Genomic DNA, 19,850 nt, shown 5'->3' with positions numbered 1-19,850 from the left:
GCCATGCGTCACCTGCCCCGCTCGCGCCGTCGCAAGATCGTGGCCCTGGCCACGGGCGCACTGCTCACCGTCGGCATCGGTCTGGCCGCACCGGCATCCGCGGCCGCCGCCTCCACCCAGACCCCGCTCGTCGTCAACGCCCGCTGGGGCGGTCACTGCACGTTCGACCGGATCGTGGTCGACCTCCAGGGCTACGTCCCCGAGGTCACCGTCAGCCCCGTCTCGCAGCTCGTGTACGACGGGTCCGGCAAGCCCGTCCCGCTGGCGGGGAAGTACTTCCTGGAGATCCGCCTGCACCCGGCCGCCGCGCACAACGACGCCGGACAGAACGTCTACCAGGGTCCCCGGCTCCAGAAGATCTACCTCAGCAAGCTCAAGGGCCTCGCCCTGACCGGCGACTTCGAGGGGTACGTCACCCTCGGGGCCGCCTTCGACACCAAGCCGGCCTACGGCACCACCGTGCTGCACTCGCCGGAGCGGGTCGTGGTGGACATCGCGCACCCGAACACCTGCTGACACCGCGGGCGCACCGTAGGACGACACGGCGACCGGCGTCCCCCCGGGGGGTGCCGGTCGCCGTGCGTCGGGATCCCGCCCGCGCACCGCGGGAGCGCGGCCGGGGCTACCGTCCGGTCCGGGTTGTTCCGGTACGCGCGGCCGACTAGGGTCGTCGGGCCTTGGTGTTCGGGAAGCCGGTGGGAAACCGGAGCGGCCCTCGCCACTGTGATCGGGAAGTCCGGCTCCACTCCTGCGGGAAGCCACTGGGTCCACGCGGGGAACCGCGCGGCCCCGGGAAGGCGGAGCCAGGGCATCAGTACCCGTCAGCCAGGAGACCGGCCGAGGCGCGTCGTCCATCCACGAGGTGCTGGAGAGGTCTCTCTACCCATGCATATAGCCGAGGGGTTCCTGCCCCCCTTGCACGCGGTCGCCTGGGGCGCCGCGTCCGCCCCGTTCGTCGTCCACGGCGTGCGCGCCCTCACCCGCGAGGTGAAGGCCAACCCGGAGAGCACGCTGTTGCTCGGGGCCTCCGGAGCGTTCACGTTCGTCCTGTCCGCCCTGAAGATCCCCTCGGTGACGGGCAGCTGCTCCCACCCGACGGGAACGGGGCTCGGGGCCATCCTCTTCCGACCGCCGATCATGGCGGTGCTCGGTACGATCACCCTGCTCTTCCAGGCGCTGCTGCTGGCCCACGGCGGCCTCACCACCCTGGGCGCCAACGTCTTCTCCATGGCCGTCGCCGGCCCCTGGGCGGGCTACGCCGTCTACCGGCTCCTGCGCAAGTACGGGGCCCCGCTCATGGTCGGCGTCTTCTTCGGCGCCTTCTTCGCGGACCTGGTCACCTACTGCGTGACCTCCGTCCAGCTCGCGCTGGCCTTCCCGGACCCGGCGAGCGGCTTCGTGGGCTCGCTGGAGAAGTTCGCCGGCATCTTCGCGCTCACCCAGATCCCGCTGGCCGTCAGCGAGGGGCTGCTGACCGTGCTCGTGATGCGGCTGCTGATGCAGTCCAGCAAGTCGGACCTGGTCCGGCTCGGCGTCGCCAAGCTCACCGGCCGGACCGCCGGGCAGACCGACCTGGAGGCGACGGCCCGATGACCCGCAACGCGAAGATCAACACGCTGCTGCTCCTCCTGGTCGCGGCGCTGGCCGTGATCCCGCTCGCCTTCGGCATGGGCGACCACAAGGAGGAGCCGTTCGCCGGCGCCGACGCGCAGGCCGAGGCCGCCATCACCGAGCTGAAGCCGGACTACGAGCCGTGGTTCTCGCCGCTCTACGAACCCCCGTCGGGGGAGGTCGAGTCGGCGCTGTTCGCCCTCCAGGCGGCGCTCGGCGCGGGCGTCCTCGCCTACTACTTCGGGGTCCGCAAGGGGCGTCGCCAGGGAGCGGAGCAGGCACGGGCCGAGGCCGGGACGGCCTCCGGGGCCGGTGCGGCCGCCCGGGAGTCGTAGCCGGTGCTGCCGATCGACGTGGCGGCCCACAGCAGTCGCTGGCGGGGCCGCCACCCGTTGGAGAAGGCCCTGTTGGGGCTCGGGCTGACGGTCACCGCCGTCGCCCTGCCCCCCTGGCCGGGCGGGCCGCTCGTGGGCGCCGCCACCCTGGCCGTGCTGCTCGGCCCGGCCGGGGTGGGCCGGCGGCAGCTGTGGCGGGCCTTCCGGGTCCCGTTGGGCTTCTGCGTGACCGGGGCGCTGCCGCTGTTGGTGTCGGTGGGCGGCCCGGACGGGTTCCTCGCCCTGGCGCCCGACGGGCCCCGGCACGCGGGCGAGCTGCTGCTGCGCACGTCGGCGGCCTCGCTGGGGGTGTTGCTGTTCGCCTTCACCACCCCGGTGTCGGACGTGCTGCCGCGGCTGGTGCGGGCGGGGGTGCCCGCGCCGGTGGCGGACGTGGCCCTGGTCATGTACCGGATCGGTTTCCTGCTGCTCGACTCGATGGACCGGGTGCGCCGGGCCCAGGCCGCGCGGCTGGGGCACACCGGCCGGGCCGCGGTGTGGCGTTCGCTGGCCGGGCTCGCCGCCACCTCGTTCGTACGGGCCTTCGACCGCGCCGCCCGGCTCCAGGAGGGGCTGGCCGGGCGCGGCTACGACGGCGCGCTGCGGGTGCTCGTCCCCGAGGCGCGGCTGTCCCGGCGGTTCCTCGCGGCCACCGCCGCCCTGCTGACCGCCCTGGTCGCGGGGACCCTCGTACTGAAGGAGCTGTACCTGTGAACCCGTTGGTGGAACTGGCCGGCGCGGGCTACGCGTACGACGACGGCCCCGCCGTCCTGTCCGACGTGGACTTCGCCATCGCCGAGGGTCGCGCCCTCGTCCTGCTCGGCCGCAACGGCAGCGGCAAGACCACGCTGATGCGGCTCCTCAGCGGCGGGCTGCGCCCGGGCTCGGGCGCGCTGCGGCTGGACGGGGCCGCGGTGACGTACGACCGGGCCGGACTGACCCGGCTGCGCGGCGCGGTGCAGTTGGTGGTCCAGGACCCGGACGACCAGCTGTTCGCCGCCTCCGTCGAACAGGACGTCTCGTTCGGTCCGATGAACCTCGGCCTGTCCGTCCCGGAGGTCCGCGCTCGGGTGGACGCGGCGCTCGCCGCCCTGGACATCACGGCGCTGCGCGACCGTCCGACGCACCTGCTGTCGTACGGGCAGCGCAAGCGGGCGGCCATCGCGGGCGCGGTGGCGATGGCCCCGCGGGTGCTGATCCTCGACGAGCCGACGGCGGGCCTGGACCCGGACGGGCAGGAGCGCCTCCTGGACGTCCTCGCGGGGCTGCGCGGGGCCGGCACCACCGTCGTCATGGCCACGCACGACGTGGACCTCGCGGTCCGGTGGGCGGACGACGCCGCCGTGCTCACCCCGGACGGCATCCGCTTCGGCCCGGCGCCGGGGCTCCTGTCGGACCCGGAGCTGCTCGCCACGGCGGGCCTGCGCCAGGCCTGGGCGCCGGCGGTGACGGCGCTGCTGCGCGCGCGGGGCCTGCTGGCCGCCGACGCCCCGGGCCCGCGCGTGCCGGAGGCCCTGGCCGCCTGGCGGTGACCGTGGGGGCCCGGCCGGGGGCGGAACCTAGGATGGCGGCATGTCGCTCCCGCACGCCATCCTCACCGCCCTGCTCGAAAAGCCCTCGTCGGGGTTGGAGCTGACCCGGCGGTTCGACCGGTCGATCGGGTACTTCTGGTCGGCGACGCACCAGCAGATCTACCGGGAGCTGGGACGGCTGGAGGTGGCGGGGCTGATCCGGGCCCTGCCCAGCGAGGTGCCCGTGCGCGGGCAGAAGAAGCAGTACGAGGTGCTGCCCGACGGCAGCGCGGAGCTGGCCCGCTGGGTGGACGAGAGCCAGGACCCCAAGCCCCAGCGGGACGCGCTGCTGTTGCGGATCCGCGCGGCGGCCGTGGTGGGGCCGCGGGGGCTGGGCGGCGAGCTGCGCCGCCACCTGGGGTTGCACCGGGAGCAGTTGCGGACGTACGAGGCGATCGAGGCCAAGGACTTCCCGCCGGGTCGCGACGGGGACCAGGACCGGCTGCGCCGGCTCGTGCTGCGCGGCGGCATCGCCCTGGAGACCTTCTGGCTGAGCTGGCTGGAGGAGGCGCTCGCCGAGGTGGAGGACATGGAGGGCCCGGAGGCCGGCGCGCGGGGGGACGCGGGCCCCTCGGTCGGGGCCTGACGCGGCCCCGCCCCCGGCGGGCGGGGGCGGAGGCGGGCGCGACGACTACTTGTTCAGGTCGGCCCAGAACTCGTCGAAGCTCAGCAGGCCGTCGTGGTTGACGTCCTTGGCGGCGACGATGGAGTCCGCGACCGCGGGCGTGACGAACGCGTCGCCCATCGCCTTCATGGCCTGGCTGTACTCGTCGGCCGTGATGAAGCCGTCGCCGTTGACGTCGAACCTGTCGAACGTCGCCCGTGCGCTCTCGATGTCCGCCACTGGGTCCACCCCTTCTCGGTGCTTGTTGACCGGCTCAGGGTAGCGGCACCCCGGGCGTCCCTCCCCCGCGGGTCCCGTTCGATCGGCAGAAAGAAATTGAATTACCGGTCCGTAACCCGGAGGCGATAATTCTGGCCAACAAATCGGCCTGCCACTTGTCACGCTCCGACATCGCGGCATAACGTAACGGCATTGCCGCCACACCAGGAGCGCAGGGCTCCCAGGGACAAGCGGCAACAAGGGCGATCACACAGGTGACGATCACAGCTGACGCATCATTCGAAGTTCTGCCCTTCACCCGCACCTGCCGCCATATCTGGGAAGACGGCGACCATGTGCTCATCGGAGTCAGTCCCGGCAACAGCTACTTCAGCTCCGAGCGCATCTCCAGTCTTGCCCGATGGGCCACGACCCGCTTCGCGCAGGTCGACTTCGTCTATGCTGACCTCCACGTCGACCGGATGTTCGCCGCCTTCGGCTACACCCGGGAACACGCGGAGAAGCGCGCGACGAAAGAGATCAAGGCGGTCCGGAGAAGGATCCTCAAAGGCGTCGAAGAATCAGGACCTTCGCATGCCGAGATACGCGTGAGGGCGCTTTCCGAGTTTCAGTCGAACCCCGTCTACCAACTCCTGCACCGCCGCGTGCTGCATTTTCTGGAGACCGACGACGTATTCCGCAAGGGCTGCGAGGAAATGGCCCTCCACTTTGTCGGATCGAAGTTGCCCGAGGGTGAATCCATCACGACGGACCAGTTGCAGGTCTGTTTCGATTACATGGCGGCGGAGCTGCCCTTCTTCGTGGACACCCCGAGCATTCTCGACGTGCCCTCCTCGGTGGCGGCCTACCACGTCAAGATGCCGATGACCGACGTCCTGTTCGCGCGGGGCGGCGGCCTGCGCGCGACCCGCAACCAGGCGTACGCCGTCGTGCGCCCCGAGGTGACCGCCTCCCTCGTCCCCGCACCCACCGAAAGGACCGTCGATGAGCGTCGAGCAGCTTGAGGGCCGGGAGGGCCGGGAGCCGGAGCCGCTCCTCGACTTCCCTCTCTCGCGGCGCGGTGACGTGCTGCCCGAGGAGTGCGCCTGGCTGCGCGAGAAGGCCCCGGTCGCCCGGGTCCGCACCCTCACCGGGGACCCGGCCTGGTTGGTGAGCAGCTACGCGTTGGCCAAGCAGGTGCTGGAGGACGAGCGGTTCAGCCTCAAGGACACCGCCAACGCGGGCGTGCCGCGGCAGTACGCGCTGACGATCCCGCCCGAGGTCGTCAACAACATGGGCAACATCAACAGCGCGGGCCTGCGCAGCGCGGTCATGAAGGCGCTCAACCCCCGTCAGCAGGGGCTCCAGGACCACCTGCGGGCCGCGGCGAACGAGCTCGTCGACGCCCTCGTCGCCGAGGGCGGCCCGGCCGACCTGCGCGCCGGCTTCGCGGACCCGTTCTCGGCGGCGCTGCACTGCCGGGTGCTGGGGGTGCCGTTCGAGGACTGGCGCCGGTTGATGTCGGGGCTGGACGTCGCGTTCATGACCGCCCGTGAGCCCTTCGCCGACTCGGCGCTCAACTGGTACAAGGACGTCGGCTGGTTCGCCGACCGGCTGAAGGACCAGCTGGCCCTGGCTCCCGAGGAGCGTACGGGGCTCCTCGGCCGCTTCGCCGATCTGCGGGAGGCCGACCCGGAGTCGGCCCATCTGACGGACGAGATGTTCGCGACGGTCGCCGTGTCCCTCTTCGGGGCGGGCGCGGTCTCCACCTCCGCCTTCCTGGTCCTCGCGGTGCTGGCCCTGCTGCAACGGCCGGAGCTGATCGGCTACCTGCGCGCCCACCCCGAGCGGCTCGGCAAGGCGGTGGACGAGTTGCTGCGCTGGAACCTGTCCGTCGGCGACGGCCTGCCGCGCATCGCCATGGCGGACGTGCGGGTGGGGGACGTGCTGGTCAAGGAGGGCGAGCTGGTGCTCGTCCTGCTGGAGGGCGCGAACTTCGACCCGGAGGCCTTCGAGAGGCCGGACGAGCTGGACCTGGAGCGCGAGAGCGCCAACAGCCACCTCGCCTTCGGCGCCGGCCGGCACTTCTGCCCGGCCTCCGCGCTGGGCCGGGCGCACGCCGAGATCGCGCTGGGGGTGCTGGTGGAGCGACTGCCCGAGCTGCGCCTGGCGGTGCCGGCGGAGAACCTCGTCTGGCGGACGGGATTCATCAAGCGGCTGCCCGAGCGGCTGCCCGTCGCCTGGTAGCGACGACCGCGGACCGGTGTCCCGGGAGCTGTGCGAGCTCCCGGGGCGCTGTCGCGTCCGGGATCGGAACCGGGGGGGCGACCCCGGACGGCTAGCGGAAGATGCCGGTGTGGCCGAGCGAGTAGCGGCCGGGCTGCGGGTAGACGGCGAGGCCGTGGGGGCCGCCGCCCACGGGGATCTTCGCGAGCTGCTCGCCGGTGGTGGTGTCGATCGCGTAGACCTCGGAGTTGTACCGGCCCGAGAGCCACAGCACCTTGCCGTCGGCCGAGACCCCGCCCATGTCGGGGCTGCCGCCGTCGGGCAGTTCCCACTTCTTCGTCAGCCGGTTCTGCTTGAAGTCGAAGACGGAGACGCTGCCCTCGCCCCGGTTGGAGACGTACATCTCCTTCGAGTCACGGCTCACGTACAGCCCGTGACACCCCTTGCCGGTGGGCAGGAGTTTGGGGGTGTCGAACTTGTCCCCGCTGAGCACCCACATGCCGTGCGCCATCATGTCCGCGACGTAGAAGGTCTTTCCGTCCGGGGAGATCTTCACGTCCTGCGGCATGGCCCCCTCGAAGGGGAGTTTCTGCTGGCCGACCACCTCCATCTTCTCGGTGTCGACCTTCAGCAGTTCACCGGAGAACTCGCAGCTCACGATGAAGTAGCGGCCGTCCGCGGAGAAGTCCGCGTGATTGACGCCGAAACAGGTCACCGGGACGGTTTTCACGCGGTTCATCGTGTGCGGATCGCGGAAGACGAGTTCCCGGTCCATGGAGGCCATCACGACCGCGTACTTCCCGTTCGGGGTGAAGTACAGGTTGTACGGGTCGTGCACCTCGACCGGCTCGCCCGCCTCGCCCGTGGCGGGGTTGATGGGGGTGAGCGTGTGGCCGCGGTTGTTGTTGACCCACAGGGTCTTCATGTCCCAGGACGGCACCACGTGCTGGGGCTGCACGCCGACCGGAATGGTGTCGATGACCTTGTACGTGGCCGGGTCGATGACGGACACCGTGTTGGAGTTGGTGTTCGGCACGTAGACGCGGGAGGGGAAGTCCTTCACCACGGGCGAGAGCAGGTTGGGCCGGTCGGCGGCGTACACGTCGTTCGGGTCGAGCAGCGGCGGCATGCCCGCCAGCCCGGGCGGGGCGGCCGGGACGGCCGGCGCGACCTTGGCCGGGCGGGCGGGGCCCTTGGAGCCCTGCGCCTCGGGCGCGTCCTTCCCACCGGATCCGCAGCCCGCCAGGGCGGCGAGGACCAGTCCGGCGGCGAGCACGGTGGCCCGGTGGGGCAGGCGGTTGTTGGTCATGGGGTCAGCAGCTCCGTGGTGGTCACCGCGCGCAGCTTGCGGCGCGCGAGTTCTTCGAGGAGGGGCGGCATCGCGTCGACCGTGTCCGCGTAGCCGAAGTGCAGGCTCACCACCGATCCGCCCTGGATCGTCCCGGTGACGGTGCGGATGACGGCCGCGGCGCCGGGTGAGGTGAAGTCGAGGGAGTCCACGTCGTAGGAGAGGACGTGGGGGTAGCCCGCCTGCTGGGCGAGGGTGCGCACGAGCGGGGAGGCGTTCTGCGTCTGGGACGGTCGGAACCAGGTGCCGATGGAGCCGGTGAGCCGCTTGAGGCGCCCGGCGCAGGCGGTGATCTCGGCCCGGGCCTCCTCCTCGGACAGGGAGTTGATCGCGACGTGGTTCTGGGTGTGGTTGCCGAGTTCGTGCCCGCCGTCGAGGACGCGGCGGGCCATGTCGGGGTGGTCGTCGAGCCAGGCGCCGATGGCCAGTACGGTGACCCGCGCGCCCGCCCGTTCGGCTTCGGCGAGGACGGAGCGGGCGATGGCGGGGTCGCCGTTGCCGTGGAAGGTGAGGGAGACGGCGGGGCGGTCGCGGGGGCCGTGGCCGATCTCGACGGGTTGTCCCGCGAACCGGCGGGGCGCGGGGGCGGGGCCCGCCGGGGCGGCCGGGGGCCGGCCGGCCCGGGGCGAGGAGGCGGGGGTCGTGGTCGCGGGGGTCGCGGTGGCGGCGGGCGGTCCGGCGACGGTGCGTCCGGTGGCGCAGGCGCCGCTGAGGCCGATCAGGGCCGCGGCGCCCGCGCGCAGGGCCGCGCGGCGGCCGGATGGGGAGAGCACCTGCCCATTTAAGGGGCGGATGGACAAGAAGGTAATGATTGACCCAATTTGGGACCTTTGACGCCTCGGGGCCGATCGGGGGTTCGTTCACCCTGTGATCAACGATTTACACAGAGCGTTCGATACTTATTCATCGAAAACGAGGTGAGTGGCCCACCTCACCTAGGATTTAGGTAGAAACTCTTAGGATATGCACACTTATGTCCGAGTCGGGACTTTTGGCGTTTGGGCCCTCGTCTGCCATAGTCGGAAGCACGGCTTCCCTTTGACCCGAGCGAAGTCACCGATGCCGAGGATCACACCCCCTTCGATCCTCGGCACACCCATGAAGCCCCCACGACGCCCCACCACGGCGAGCCGGGGGCTTCGGGCGTTTCCGGGGGCGCGGCGCCGGCCGGCCGAGCCGGGGATCAGCGGTCCGCCACCCGCATCTCGAACCAGGTGATCTTGCCGCGCGGCAACAGGTCCGCCCCCCACCGGTCGGAGAGCTTGTCGACGAGGAAGAGCCCCCGCCCCGTGGTGTCCATCTCGTGCACCGGCATCAGGCAGGGCAGTCCGCGCGAGGGGTCGCGCACCTCGACCCTGATCCAGCCGCGCCTGCGCACCATCCGTAAGCCGAACGACCGGGCCCCGGTGTGGCGCACCGCGTTGCCGACGAGCTCCGAGACCAACAGGACCGCGTGCTCGGAGATCTGCGGGGACAGCCCCCAGAAGCGGATCACCACGCTCTGCGTCAACCGGCGGGCCGTGCTCGCGGATTCCGGCATGGAGGGCAACGTCACCTCCGCCTCGGCCGGGTTCCCGTACAAGTCCAGCGCCTTGAGGCCCTGTTCTTCCTCGAACGCCGCCGTGAGCCGTACGGCAGAAGCAGAAGCACTGCTGCGCTGCCGCGGCTGTTCCACACCCTCCAGGCCCGCCATGCACCCATCATGGACGGCCGATGCCTCCGCCCGGGCCGTTCCGCGGGAAAACGCCCCTCGGGAGCATCGATCCCGAGGGGCGGTCCCGGCATATGCGGAAGGCAACCGGACGCCTACGGGACCACCTTGACCTGCGGTGACCCTCCGATCGGCGGCGATCACCCAGAGTGGATCACCGGTTCCCCTTAAGGCTCCCTTAAGGCCTGGCTAATCCACCCTCAGGAAGGAGGCGCCCCGAACCGGTCTCAGACGAACTTCGCCTTGCCCGGGCCCTCTTCGACGAAGCTGCGCATCCCGCGCTCGCGGTCCTCCGTGGCGAACAGGCCCGCGAACCAGTTGCGTTCGATGGTCAGGCCGGTGTCGATGTCCGCCTCCAGCCCCGCGTCCACGCACTCCTTGGCGGCGCGCAGCGCCATCGCGGGGCCCTGCGCGAGCTTGGCCGCCCACGCGTGCGCCTGCGCGTAGACCTCGTCGGCGGGCACGACCCGGTCCACCAGGCCGAGGGAGAGGGCCTCGTCGGCCTTGACCATGCGGCCGGTGAAGATGAGGTCCTTGGCCCGGGAGGGGCCGATCAGCCGGGACAGCCGCTGGGTGCCGCCGGCCCCCGGGATCAGGCCGAGGAGGATCTCGGGCTGGCCGAGCTTCGCGTTGTCGGCGGCGATGCGGTAGTCGGCGCACAGGGCCAGTTCGCACCCGCCGCCGAGGGCGTATCCGGTGATGGCGGCGACGACCGGCTTGGGAATCCGGGCGACCGCGGTGAAGGCGTCCTGGAGGGCGCGGGACCGGGCGACCATGGCCGCGTGGTCCATGTTCTGCATCTCCTTGATGTCCGCGCCGGCCGCGAACACCTTCTCGCCGCCCCAGAGGATCACGGCGCGCACGTCGTCGCGGTCCGTGGCCTCCACCGCCAGCTCGCGCAGCCGGTCCTGGGTGGAGATGTCCAGGGCGTTCATGGGGGGCCGGTCCAGCCGCAGGGTGCCGACGCCTTCGGAGACTTCGAGAGAGAGGGTCATGCGGCCAGGTTAGCGGCGGTTAACGCGAAGTGGCCCGGTGCTGTGGGTCACAGCACCGGGCCACCGGGTCACGCGCGGGGCGGGACTACTTGATCCACTCCGCCCAGTCCATGTTCCAGCCGTTGAGCCCGTTGTCCGGGGCGATGTTCTTGTCCTTGGAGTTCTTCACGACGATCACGTCGCCGATCAGGGACTCGTTGAAGAACCAGGCCGCCGGGGTGTTGGGGTCGCCGGCGCCCCGCTTGTCCTGGAGGCCGACGCAGCCGTGGCTGACGTTCTCCGAACCGAAGGTGCTCGACGAGGCCCAGTAGTTGCCGTGGACGAAGGTGCCGGAGGTCGACAGTCGCATCGCGTGCGGGACGTCGGAGATGTCGTACTCGCCGCCGAAGCCGACGGTGGCGCCGTTCATCCGGGTCACCTTGTACTTCTCGCTGATGACCATCTGCCCGTTGTAGGTGGTCGTGGAGGGCGCCCCGGCGGTGATCGGGACGTCCTTGAGGACCTGGCCGTCACGGACGACCTGCATGGTGTGGGCGCTCGCGTCGACGGTGGTGACCTGCGAGCGGCCGACGGTGAAGGTGACCGTACGGGTCTGCTTGCCGTAGACGCCCGGCCGTCCCTCGACCCCGTCGAGGGCGAGCTTCACGGTGACCTTGGTGCCGGCGGCCCAGTACTTCTCGGGGCGGAAGTCGAGGCGGTCGTTGCCGAACCAGTGGCCCTCGACCTGCACGGCCGGCTCGGCCGTCACGGTGATGGCCTTCTCGACGGCCTCGGGGTTGGTGATGCCGCGGCTGAAGTTGACGGAGACCGGCATGCCCACGCCGACGGTCGCGCCGTCCTCGGGCGTGTAGTGGCCCACGAAGGTGTTCTGGGGGGTCAGGGTGGTGAAGGTGGAGTCCTTGGCGGACTCCCGGCCTGCCTCGTCCTTGGCGACGGCGTGCACCTTGTACTCGGTGGCGGCGGCCAGGTGGCGGGCGGGCTCCCAACTCAGCCCGTCGGCGGCGAGCTTGCCCTCGACGGCGTTGCCCTTGGTGTCGGCGACCGTCACCGTGGTCAGCTTCCCGCCGGTGCTGGTTATCTTCAGGACGCCGCTCGTGGCGACCTCCTTCGACCCGTCGTCGGGCTTGACGCTCACGACGGCCTTGGAGGCCTCGTTGCCCGTCTTGCCGGCGGCGGCGGCCCCCTTGTCGCTCCCGCCCTTGCCGCCCGCGGTCTCGCCACCGCCGCTGCACGCGCTGGTGAACAGCAGGGCCGCCCCCAGCAGGAGGGCCGGCAGGCCGGTGCGGACGCGGCCGCGAATCGGCTGCAGGTTCACTCGTGTTCTCCCCATGTCCCCCGCGCGCGGACAGTCGCGCGCATGTCGACAGGAAATCACACGGGCAGATTACGAATAGGCACAGTCTTGTCACCGTTCCGTCCCAAGCACCGGCGCACCCCGGCCGGGCCCCCGCCGGGTCCCGGGCCGCGGCCGAGGGCGCGGGGCGGGGGCGGGGCGGGCCTCAGTCCTCCGTGCCCGGCTTGACCCCCCAGACGTAGACGGCGTCGCCCTCCCCCAGCAGGTTCCACAGCCGTTCGGCGTCCGGCACGGAGAGGTTGACGCAGCCGGCCGATCCGCCGTCCTCGAAGAGCGAACCGGGACGGCCGTGCAGGGCCTGGCCCCGGTCGAAGAACTGGGAGTACGGCATCGGGGCGTCGTCGTAGAGGGTGGAGACGTGGTCCTTGCTCCGCCAGTAGATCTCGTGCCAGCCCGGCCGGGTCTCCTGCTCGTCGCGGCCCGTACGGATCGGCACCGGCGCGAGGACGACGCGGCGGCCCCGCTGCACCCACAGCAACTGCCGGTCCAGGTCGACGCAGGTCACCCGGTGGTCGCGGACGGGGCAGTCGCCGGCGGCGTTGGGATCGGTGCGGGCCGCGACGGCGGTCATGGTGCGGAAGGTGGCGAGGGCCGGGCGGCCGTCGGCGGGGGTGACGCCGTGCGCCCGCTGGAAGCTCCGGATGGCCGCGCAGTCGGCGGCGGACTGCCGCCCGTCGACCGGGAGACCGAGGTGGGCCTCCAGTTCCCGCTGGTACGGGCCGGTCCCGGCGGTGCAGGCCGTCTCCGGCTCCGGGGCCGCCGCGTGGGACCGGGGCGCCGGGCCCGCCAGGGCGAGCAGGCCGGCGAGGGCGAGCGCCGCGGTCGCCGCCCGTCCCCGGGTCCGGTGTGCGGTGCGACGTACGGCCATGGCGCGCCTCCTCGGGCCCGCCGGCCGGGCCCTCCCGGCCCAGCCAACCCGGGCCCGCCGGCGGCGGCTCCCGCAGGTGCGCCGGTGGGGTGAGGGCGTCACTCCACCGGCGCACCGGGACGGGGCGGGGTCGGTCAGGCGCCGCCGCGGCCGTCCTTGCCGTGCTCCTTGCCCGGCTTACCGGGCTTGCCGTGCTCCTTACCGGGCTTACCGGGCTTACCGGGCTTGCCCGGCTTGCCGTGTCCGTCGCGCTCGTTGTCGAGGGTCACGATCAGCACCCTGCCCGGGGTGGAGGCGTCCAGCCTCAGCGGCCCGGTGACCCGGTCGGCCGGCAGCACGTAACCCTCGGGGACGTCCGTCTCCAGGAGGTAGTACGAACCGTCGGAGAGCCCGTCGAAGTCACAGACGCCGATCCGGTCGGTGGCGCAGCCCTCGCCGATCTTCGTGTCGGCGTTGATGCCCCGGGTCTGGAGCCCGGCCGTGCGGTTGGTCTCCTTCCAGAGCTCGAAGACGGCGCCGCGCAGCGGGCGGTGGGTCTTGGCGTCCTTCTTCAGCAGGTGGATGGAGCCGTGCGGGTCCTCGTCCCGCTTGCGGTTGGAGACGTTGAGGACGATGCCGGTCGCGACGTCCTCCTCGTCCAGGGTGAAGGGGACCACCGGGTCGGCGGGGAGGTCGTAGCCGGCGGGCGCGGTGGTCTCGCGCCAGTAGTACGACTCCCCCGTGGGCAGTTCCACGGTGCAGGTGCCGCGGGCGTCGGTGACGCAGCCTCCGGGAAGCCGCTCGTCGGCGCCGGGCCCGGCGATCTGGAGGCCCGGGATGTCGTTGGACTCGCGCCACAGCTCGAACACGGCCCCCGCGAGGGCGGCTCCCGTGTCCCGGTCGCTCTTGCGCAGCACGACGCGGGCGCCGGGGGTCGGGGTGGCGGTGTTGACGGCCCGGACCTGGACGCCGGCGGAGGCGTTCTCGGGGGTCAGCGTCAGCGGGAAGACCGGGTTCGCGGGCAGGTCGTACCCGGGCGGGGCGGCCGTCTCGCGCCAGTAGTAGGTGTCCGGTTCGGTCCCGGTGCGCTCGCACCGGCCGTTCGCCGGGGTGGTGCAGTCGGAGACCTTGGTGTCGGCCCCGGGGCCGGCGATCTGGAGGCCCGGGAGGTCGTTGGTCTCGCGCCACAGCTCGAAGACGGCGCCGGCCAGCGCGTTGCCCTCGCCGTCCACCTTCAGGACGGAGACGGTGCCCGTCACCGGGGTCCGCGTGTTGACCGCGCGGACCGTGGGGGTGCGGCCCTCGGTGGCGTCCTGCGTGGTCAGCGTGACCGGGAAGACCGGGTTGGCCGGCAGGTCGTGGCCGCTCGGGGCGGCCGTCTCGCGCCAGTAGTAGGCCGCCGGGACGAGGTCCGCCCGCTCGCACCGGCCGTTCGCCGGGGTGGTGCAGTCGGAGACCTTGGTGTCGGGGGTGGTCCCCGTGGTCTGGAGGCCCTCCTGACCGTTGGTCTCCCGCCACAGCTCGAAGACCGCGCCGGCCAGCGTGTTGCCCTCGCCGTCCACCTTGGTCACCGCGACGGCGCCGGTGGGGGTCGGGGTGGCGGTGTTGACCGCGCGGACGCGGACGGTGCGGTCGGCCGCGATGTCCTCGGCCGTCAGCGTGAGCGGGAAGACCGGGTTCGCGGGGAGGTCGTACCCGGGCGGGGCCGCCGTCTCGCGCCAGTAGTAGGCGCCCGGCGCGACGTCCTCGCGCACGCACTCGCCGGCGGCGGGGGTGGTGCAGTCGGAGACCTTGGTGTCGGGCGTGGTCCCCGTGGTCTGGAGGCCCTCCTGACCGTTGGTCTCCCGCCACAGCTCGAAGACCGCGCCGGCCAGCGTGTTGCCCTCGCCGTCCACCTTCGTCACGGCGACGGTGCCCGTGGCGGGCGGGGTGGTGCCGCAGTCGGGGAGGTCGCCGTTGAAGGGGTAGGCGTGGAACTCCTGGCCGCCGCCCCCGATGGTCTCGCTGCCGTGGGTGACGGAGCCGGTGGTGAAGAAGCGGCCGTTGACGCCCGGGAGGGTGACCAGGGTCTCGGAGGCGTTGTCGCCGATCAGGAAGCTGCCCTGGAACTGGCCGCTGCCGAGCAGGTTGACCGTCGTGGCGTCCGGGAAGTTCCACAGCAGCCGCTCGCGGTAGGCGTTGAGCGGGTCGCTGCCCACCCCGGGCGGGTCGACGAGGGTGCCGCTGTAGGTGTTGAGCGTGCGGGTGCCGGCGCCCTGCACGTTGACCAGGATGGTCGCCCCGGCCGGGATCCCCGCGAAGCGGATGCCCTGCGCGCCGCCGTTGGCGCTGGTCAGGTTCATGTCCGCGGGCACGTTGAAGACCTGGATCGGGGAGCTGCCGTCGCCGGTGAAGAGGGTCTCGAAGCCGCTGTTGACGACGGTCCCGGTCGGCGGGCGGGCGGCGCCGTCGACCTTGGCGTAGCACTGGCTGGCGGCGGTGAGCCGCTCGCGCAGGCCCGCGTAGGGGGCGACCGCGTTCGCGTCCTGTTCGAGCGTGCCGGTCACGGTGCCGGTGACGGTCCCCGCGTGGCGGACGACGCCGGTGTCGGCGATCAGGGTCTCGCCCTCGGCGACGCGCACGTTGCCGCCGGTGGTGAGGAAGTCGGACCCGGCGGGCGGGGGGACCAGGGAGCCGGCGCCGACGACGCCGACGTTGTAGCGGGCGTCGGCGCCGGCCACCTTGTCCTGGTCGAAGCCGCCGAGGACGACCGAACGGCCCTCCGCCTCGGAGGCACGGCCCCGGACGCGGAACTCGGAGCCGACGAAGATGTTGATCGCGTTGTCCCGGCCCTTGACGCTGCCGTCGCTGCCGATCGGCGGGAAGGGGCTCGGGCACTGGCCCGGGACGCACGGACCGAGCCCGCCGGGCAGGGGGGCCCGCAGGGCCCGGACCGTCGGGGGCCCCGCCCCGGGAACCGCGGCCAGGGCCGCCGGGGCGGCCGTGGCCAGGGCGGCCACGATCGCGACCACCGGGGTCCATTTCCTTGCTGACATGACGCTCCGTCCGTTTCCGCGCTGATGGCCCTGCCAGGCTGCGGGGCGGCTACGGCGTGGCGGACGGACGACACTCTTCCGCTACGGCATTCCGGTACGACGATCACTCGGATGCGCGACCGGACGGGTGAATCAGGTGATCGAGGAGCCCGCCACCCAGTCGGCCCAGGACATGTTCCAGCCGCCCAGTCCGTTGTTGGCGGCGACCACCTTGTCCTGCGAGTTCACGACCTCCACCACGTCGCCGATCAGCGTGCGGTCGAAGAACCAGCCGGCGGGGGTGTCGGAGCCGCCGCCCTTGTCGTCGCGCAGGCCCACGCAGCCGTGGCTGGTGTTGGTGGTGCCGAAGGTGTCGGGGTTGGCCCAGTAGTTCCCGTGCAGGAAGGTCCCGGAGGCGGTCAGGCGCATCGCGTGCGGGACGTCCGGGATGTCGTACTCGCCCTTGCCGTCCTCGCCGGTGAAGCCGACGGTGGCCCCGTTCATCCGGGTCACGTCGAACATCTCCATCACCACCATCTTCCCGTTGTAGGTGGTGTTCTCGGGCGCGCCGGCGGTGATCGGGATCGTGGACAGCAGGCGGCCCTCGCGCCGGACCTCCATGGTGTGCGCCTCCGCGTCCACCGTGGAGACCTGGGAGCGGCCGACGGTGAAGCGGATGGTCTTGTCCTGGACGCCGTAGGAGCCGGGCGCCCCCTCGATGTCGCGCAGGTTCATCCTCACGGTGACCTCGGTGCCGGCCTTCCAGTACTCCTTGGGCCGGAAGTCGAGGCGCTCGTCGCCGAACCAGTGGCCGACGATCTCCACCGGCGGGTCGGAGGTGACGGTGATGGCCCGTTCCACGTCGGCGCGCTGCTTGATCCCCCGGCTGAACTTGAAGGACACGATCATGCCGGTGCCGACCGTGGAGCGGTTCTCGGGCTTGAAGTAGCCGATGAACCGCTCCTCGGGGACGTAGGTGGTGAAGGTGGTGTGCCGGGCCTGGCGCCGGTTGTGCCCGTCGACGGCGACCGCGTCGACGGTGTACTTGGCGGCGAGCGCGAGCCGGCCGGCGGAGGGGTCGGGGCTCCAGCTGAGCCCGTCGGCGGCGATCGAGCCCGGGACCCGCTCCTCCTGGGCGTCCTCCACCTTCGTCACGACGACCCGCTCCAGACGGCCCTCGGGCACGTACACCCTCAGCGGGCCCTCCGCCGGGACCCCCTTGGCGTTGTCCTCGGGGGTGACCCGGATGGCCTCGTCCGGCGAGCGGGGTTTGCCGGGCAGCGCGATCTCCACCGGGGAACCGCCGTCCTTGGTGCAGCCGGTCAGGCCCGCCCACAGGCCCGCCCACAGGCCCGCCCACACCGCCACGGCGGCCAAGCCCGCCCCTGCCCGCCTCGTCAGAAGAGTCACGCACCGTCCAACGACCGGGCCCCTCCGGGGGAAACGTGACGGCCGGCCACGTTCCGGGCAGAACAGTCCGGGCAGAACAGTGGGAAGGACCAGACGGGGGCGGGCCGGGCAGGGACGCCGGGCCGCGCGCCCCGCCGGTACCCAGGAGCCGTGGAGGCGGGCAGTGTCGAGCGCAGCCGAGCAAGAGGCGGTGGATGCCGCCACCGTGACCGCCGGGAACGGCAGGGCCACGCACAGCGGGACGGACGGAGCGGACCCGGCGGGCGGGACGGACCTCGCGGACGCGGTGCGCGTGCGGGCCCCCGGCCCGGTCCCCGACCCGGCCCCCGAGCGGGTCCCGCGCGCCGTCGCCCCACCGGCGCCGGCCGTGTGGCCCGGGTCCTCGCACCCCCTGGGCGCGCGGTACCACGTCGGCCCCGGCGGTGTCGCGGGGACGAACTTCGCGCTGTGGGCCCAGGGTGCGGAGGCGGTGGAACTGTGCCTCTTCGACGAGGACGGCACCGAGACCCGGGCTCCGCTGACCGAGCTGACGCACGAGATCTGGCACGGCTTCGTGCCCGGCGTGGGCCCCGGCCGGCGCTACGGGTACCGGGTGCACGGGCGCTGGGACCCCTGGACGGGCGCCCGGTACAACCCGGCGAAGCTGCTCCTGGACCCGTACGCGCGCGCCGTCGACGGCGACTTCACGCTGCCGCCGGAGGTGTACGGGCACGTGCGGGACTGGCCGCAGCAGTACATCGCGGACACCGTGCGCGACGACCGGGACTCGGCCCCGTTCGTCCCGAAGGGGGTCGTCGTCCACGATGACGACGACTGGGCGGACGACGTGCGGCCGAAGACGCCGTGGGCCGATTCGGTGATCTACGAGCTGCACGTGCGCGGGTTCACGATGCTCCACCCCGGGATTCCCGAGGAGCTGCGCGGCACCTACGCGGGGCTGGCCCATCCGGCGGCGATCGAGCACCTCACCTCCCTCGGCGTGACGGCGGTGGAGCTGCTCCCGGTCCACCAGTTCGCGCACGAGGACCACCTGCTGCGCCGCGGGCTGCGCAACCACTGGGGCTACAACTCGATCGGCTACTTCGCCCCGCACGCCGGCTATTCCTCCAGCGGGACGGCGGGCGAGCAGGTCGGCGAGTTCAAGCGGATGGTGCGGGCCCTGCACGCGGCGGGGATCGAGGTCATCCTCGACGTGGTCTACAACCACACGGCGGAGTCCGGCGAGCTGGGTCCGACCCTGTCGCTGCGCGGGATCGACAACCGCGGCTACTACCGGCTCCAGTCCGACCAGCGCCGCTACGCCGACTACACGGGCTGCGGGAACACCCTGCACGCGGGCCGGCCGCACGTGCTGCGCCTGATCACCGACTCGCTGCGGTACTGGGTGACGGAGATGGGGGTGGACGGCTTCCGCTTCGACCTGGCGGCGGCGCTGGCCCGCTCGATGCACGACGTGGACATGCTGTCGCCGTTCCTCGCGGTGATCGCGCAGGATCCGGTGCTGCGGCGGGTGAAGCTGATCGCGGAGCCGTGGGACGTGGGCTCGGGCGGCTACCAGGTGGGGGCCTTCCCCCCGCTGTGGACCGAGTGGAACGACCGCTACCGCGACGCCGTACGGGACTTCTGGCGGGGCGCGCTGCCCGACGTGCGGGACCTCGGCTACCGGCTGTCGGGGTCGAGCGACCTGTACGCGTGGGGCGGGCGCAGGCCGTACGCCTCGGTGAACTTCGTGACGGCGCACGACGGCTTCACCCTGCGCGACCTGGTGACGTACGAGCGCAAGCACAACGACGCCAACGGGGAGGCGGGCCGGGACGGGACCAACGACAACCGCTCGTGGAACTGCGGGGTGGAGGGCGAGAGCGAGGACCCGCGGATCGGTGCGCTGCGGCGGCGGCAGCTGCGCAACCTGTTGACGACGCTGCTGCTGTCGACGGGGGTGCCGATGCTGGTGGCGGGCGACGAGTTCGGCCGGACGCAGGGCGGCAACAACAACGCGTACTGCCAGGACAACGAGACGGGGTGGGTGGACTGGTCGCTGCTGGGGGATCCGGCGTGGAGCGAGCTGTTCGCACTGGCCCGGCGGCTGGTGGCGCTGCGCCGGGACCATCCGGTGCTGCGCCGGCGGGCCTTCTTCTCGGGGCGCTCGCAGGGTGCGGACGGGCTGCGGGACCTGGCCTGGTTCACCCCGGCGGGGGCGGAGATGACCGAGCGGGACTGGTACGCGCCGGCCGCCGCGCTGGGGCTGTACCTGTCGGGGCGGGACATCCCCGGGCGGGACGAGCGGGGCCGGCAGGTGAGCGACGACAGTTTCCTCGCGCTGCTGCACGCCGGGGACCGGCCCGTGGAGTGGGTGCTGCCGGGGGCGCCGTGGGCGGAGGCGTACGAGCTGGTGCTGGACACCTCGCGGGAGTCCCAGGCGACGGCTCCGGGGGTGGTGCACCGGGGTGGGCGGGCGGTGACGGTTCCGGCGCGGTCGGTGCTGCTGTTGCGGGTGGTGTCGTAGGGGCGGTGTCCTCGCGGGCGGTGTCGTAGGGGCGCGGGCGAGGGTGCCCGGGGAGGTCGG

The 19,850-nt window shown here is 72.3% G+C and carries 18 protein-coding genes and 1 riboswitch; of the genes, 9 read left to right on the top strand and 9 right to left on the bottom strand.

Annotated elements, in window-relative coordinates; all coding sequences use genetic code 11:
* Positions 1–3: 3 nt before the first annotated feature.
* The 6 genes from AB0D01_RS04040 (at position 4) to AB0D01_RS04015 (ending at position 4,142) form a co-directional block, all read left to right on the top strand.
* Entirely contained in the window at positions 4–516 is a 513-nt protein-coding gene (locus AB0D01_RS04040; protein ID WP_363053397.1) for a hypothetical protein, read from the top strand.
* A gap of 145 nt (positions 517–661) precedes the next feature.
* Positions 662–857: riboswitch (cobalamin riboswitch) on the top strand.
* A 28-nt stretch (positions 858–885) separates the two neighbouring features.
* Entirely contained in the window at positions 886–1,593 is a 708-nt protein-coding gene (locus AB0D01_RS04035) for an energy-coupling factor ABC transporter permease (RefSeq protein ID WP_363053396.1), read from the top strand.
* Positions 1,590–1,946 carry an energy-coupling factor ABC transporter substrate-binding protein gene (locus AB0D01_RS04030; protein ID WP_363053395.1) on the top strand — a complete coding sequence of 119 codons (357 nt, stop codon included), beginning with the start codon at positions 1,590–1,592 and terminating at the stop codon, positions 1,944–1,946. The genes AB0D01_RS04035 and AB0D01_RS04030 overlap by 4 nt, the downstream gene beginning before the upstream one ends.
* Positions 1,947–1,949: 3 nt before the next feature.
* Positions 1,950–2,699 (top strand): cobalt ECF transporter T component CbiQ, encoded by a 750-nt coding sequence (gene cbiQ, locus AB0D01_RS04025; protein WP_363053394.1) that lies wholly within the window; start codon positions 1,950–1,952, stop codon positions 2,697–2,699.
* Positions 2,696–3,517, top strand: a complete 822-nt coding sequence (locus AB0D01_RS04020) for an ATP-binding cassette domain-containing protein (RefSeq protein WP_363053393.1) — start codon at positions 2,696–2,698, stop codon at positions 3,515–3,517. The genes cbiQ and AB0D01_RS04020 overlap by 4 nt, the downstream gene beginning before the upstream one ends.
* A gap of 40 nt (positions 3,518–3,557) precedes the next feature.
* The gene (locus tag AB0D01_RS04015; protein WP_363053392.1) at positions 3,558–4,142 is read left to right on the top strand and encodes a PadR family transcriptional regulator; all 585 of its coding nucleotides are present in this window, start codon (positions 3,558–3,560) and stop codon (positions 4,140–4,142) included.
* A gap of 45 nt (positions 4,143–4,187) precedes the next feature.
* On the opposite strand, the gene AB0D01_RS04010 is transcribed toward AB0D01_RS04015, so the two are convergent.
* On the bottom strand, positions 4,188–4,400 hold the full coding sequence (locus AB0D01_RS04010) for an EF-hand domain-containing protein (protein WP_363053391.1): 213 nt from the start codon (positions 4,398–4,400) through the stop codon (positions 4,188–4,190).
* Between the two features lie 254 nt (positions 4,401–4,654).
* On the opposite strand from AB0D01_RS04010, the gene AB0D01_RS04005 reads away from it, so the two are divergent.
* A complete protein-coding gene (locus tag AB0D01_RS04005; protein ID WP_363053390.1) occupies positions 4,655–5,404 on the top strand; it encodes a tRNA-dependent cyclodipeptide synthase in 750 nt (249 codons plus the stop codon).
* Entirely contained in the window at positions 5,385–6,626 is a 1,242-nt protein-coding gene (locus tag AB0D01_RS04000; RefSeq protein WP_363053389.1) for a cytochrome P450, read from the top strand. The genes AB0D01_RS04005 and AB0D01_RS04000 overlap by 20 nt, the downstream gene beginning before the upstream one ends.
* Positions 6,627–6,717: 91 nt before the next feature.
* On the opposite strand, the gene AB0D01_RS03995 is transcribed toward AB0D01_RS04000, so the two are convergent.
* The 8 genes from AB0D01_RS03995 to AB0D01_RS03960 form a co-directional block, all read right to left on the bottom strand.
* Positions 6,718–7,914 (bottom strand): hypothetical protein, encoded by a 1,197-nt coding sequence (locus AB0D01_RS03995; protein ID WP_363053388.1) that lies wholly within the window; start codon positions 7,912–7,914, stop codon positions 6,718–6,720.
* Positions 7,911–8,753: a polysaccharide deacetylase family protein gene (locus tag AB0D01_RS03990; protein WP_363053387.1), complete on the bottom strand. Its 843-nt coding sequence runs from the start codon at positions 8,751–8,753 to the stop codon at positions 7,911–7,913. The genes AB0D01_RS03995 and AB0D01_RS03990 overlap by 4 nt, the downstream gene beginning before the upstream one ends.
* Positions 8,754–9,136: 383 nt before the next feature.
* Positions 9,137–9,646 carry an ATP-binding protein gene (locus tag AB0D01_RS03985; protein ID WP_363053386.1) on the bottom strand — a complete coding sequence of 170 codons (510 nt, stop codon included), beginning with the start codon at positions 9,644–9,646 and terminating at the stop codon, positions 9,137–9,139.
* 245 nt (positions 9,647–9,891) lie between these two features.
* On the bottom strand, positions 9,892–10,659 hold the full coding sequence (locus AB0D01_RS03980) for an enoyl-CoA hydratase-related protein (RefSeq protein ID WP_363053385.1): 768 nt from the start codon (positions 10,657–10,659) through the stop codon (positions 9,892–9,894).
* An 85-nt stretch (positions 10,660–10,744) separates the two neighbouring features.
* On the bottom strand, positions 10,745–11,968 hold the full coding sequence (locus tag AB0D01_RS03975) for an Ig-like domain-containing protein (protein WP_363053441.1): 1,224 nt from the start codon (positions 11,966–11,968) through the stop codon (positions 10,745–10,747).
* 190 nt (positions 11,969–12,158) lie between these two features.
* Positions 12,159–12,881 (bottom strand): L,D-transpeptidase, encoded by a 723-nt coding sequence (locus AB0D01_RS03970; protein WP_363053384.1) that lies wholly within the window; start codon positions 12,879–12,881, stop codon positions 12,159–12,161.
* Between the two features lie 134 nt (positions 12,882–13,015).
* Entirely contained in the window at positions 13,016–15,895 is a 2,880-nt protein-coding gene (locus AB0D01_RS03965; protein ID WP_363053383.1) for a SpaA isopeptide-forming pilin-related protein, read from the bottom strand.
* 132 nt (positions 15,896–16,027) lie between these two features.
* Complete coding sequence (locus AB0D01_RS03960) at positions 16,028–17,275, bottom strand: Ig-like domain-containing protein (protein WP_363053440.1); 1,248 nt, start codon at positions 17,273–17,275, stop codon at positions 16,028–16,030.
* Positions 17,276–17,576: 301 nt separating this feature from the next.
* On the opposite strand from AB0D01_RS03960, the gene glgX reads away from it, so the two are divergent.
* On the top strand, positions 17,577–19,790 hold the full coding sequence (gene glgX / locus AB0D01_RS03955) for a glycogen debranching protein GlgX (protein WP_363053439.1): 2,214 nt from the start codon (positions 17,577–17,579) through the stop codon (positions 19,788–19,790).
* Positions 19,791–19,850 lie beyond the last annotated feature (60 nt).

The sequence above is a fragment of the Streptomyces sp. NPDC048606 genome, from assembly GCF_040650855.1.
Taxonomy (GTDB): Bacteria; Actinomycetota; Actinomycetes; order Streptomycetales; family Streptomycetaceae; genus Streptomyces.
The sequence above is the reverse complement of the archived record's forward strand: the minus strand, read 5'-3'. Positions and strand labels throughout refer to the sequence as shown.

Coding starts and splice junctions, on each gene's coding strand:
- AB0D01_RS03985 (WP_363053386.1), bottom strand. CDS start 9,646: ATGGCGGGCCTGGAGGGTGTGGAACAGCCGCGGCAGCGCAGCAGTGCT.
- AB0D01_RS03965 (WP_363053383.1), bottom strand. CDS start 15,895: ATGTCAGCAAGGAAATGGACCCCGGTGGTCGCGATCGTGGCCGCCCTG.
- AB0D01_RS04035 (WP_363053396.1), top strand. CDS start 886: ATGCATATAGCCGAGGGGTTCCTGCCCCCCTTGCACGCGGTCGCCTGG.
- AB0D01_RS03970 (WP_363053384.1), bottom strand. CDS start 12,881: ATGGCCGTACGTCGCACCGCACACCGGACCCGGGGACGGGCGGCGACC.
- AB0D01_RS03980 (WP_363053385.1), bottom strand. CDS start 10,659: ATGACCCTCTCTCTCGAAGTCTCCGAAGGCGTCGGCACCCTGCGGCTG.
- AB0D01_RS04000 (WP_363053389.1), top strand. CDS start 5,385: ATGAGCGTCGAGCAGCTTGAGGGCCGGGAGGGCCGGGAGCCGGAGCCG.
- AB0D01_RS04040 (WP_363053397.1), top strand. CDS start 4: ATGCGTCACCTGCCCCGCTCGCGCCGTCGCAAGATCGTGGCCCTGGCC.
- AB0D01_RS04030 (WP_363053395.1), top strand. CDS start 1,590: ATGACCCGCAACGCGAAGATCAACACGCTGCTGCTCCTCCTGGTCGCG.
- AB0D01_RS04015 (WP_363053392.1), top strand. CDS start 3,558: ATGTCGCTCCCGCACGCCATCCTCACCGCCCTGCTCGAAAAGCCCTCG.
- AB0D01_RS03995 (WP_363053388.1), bottom strand. CDS start 7,914: ATGACCAACAACCGCCTGCCCCACCGGGCCACCGTGCTCGCCGCCGGA.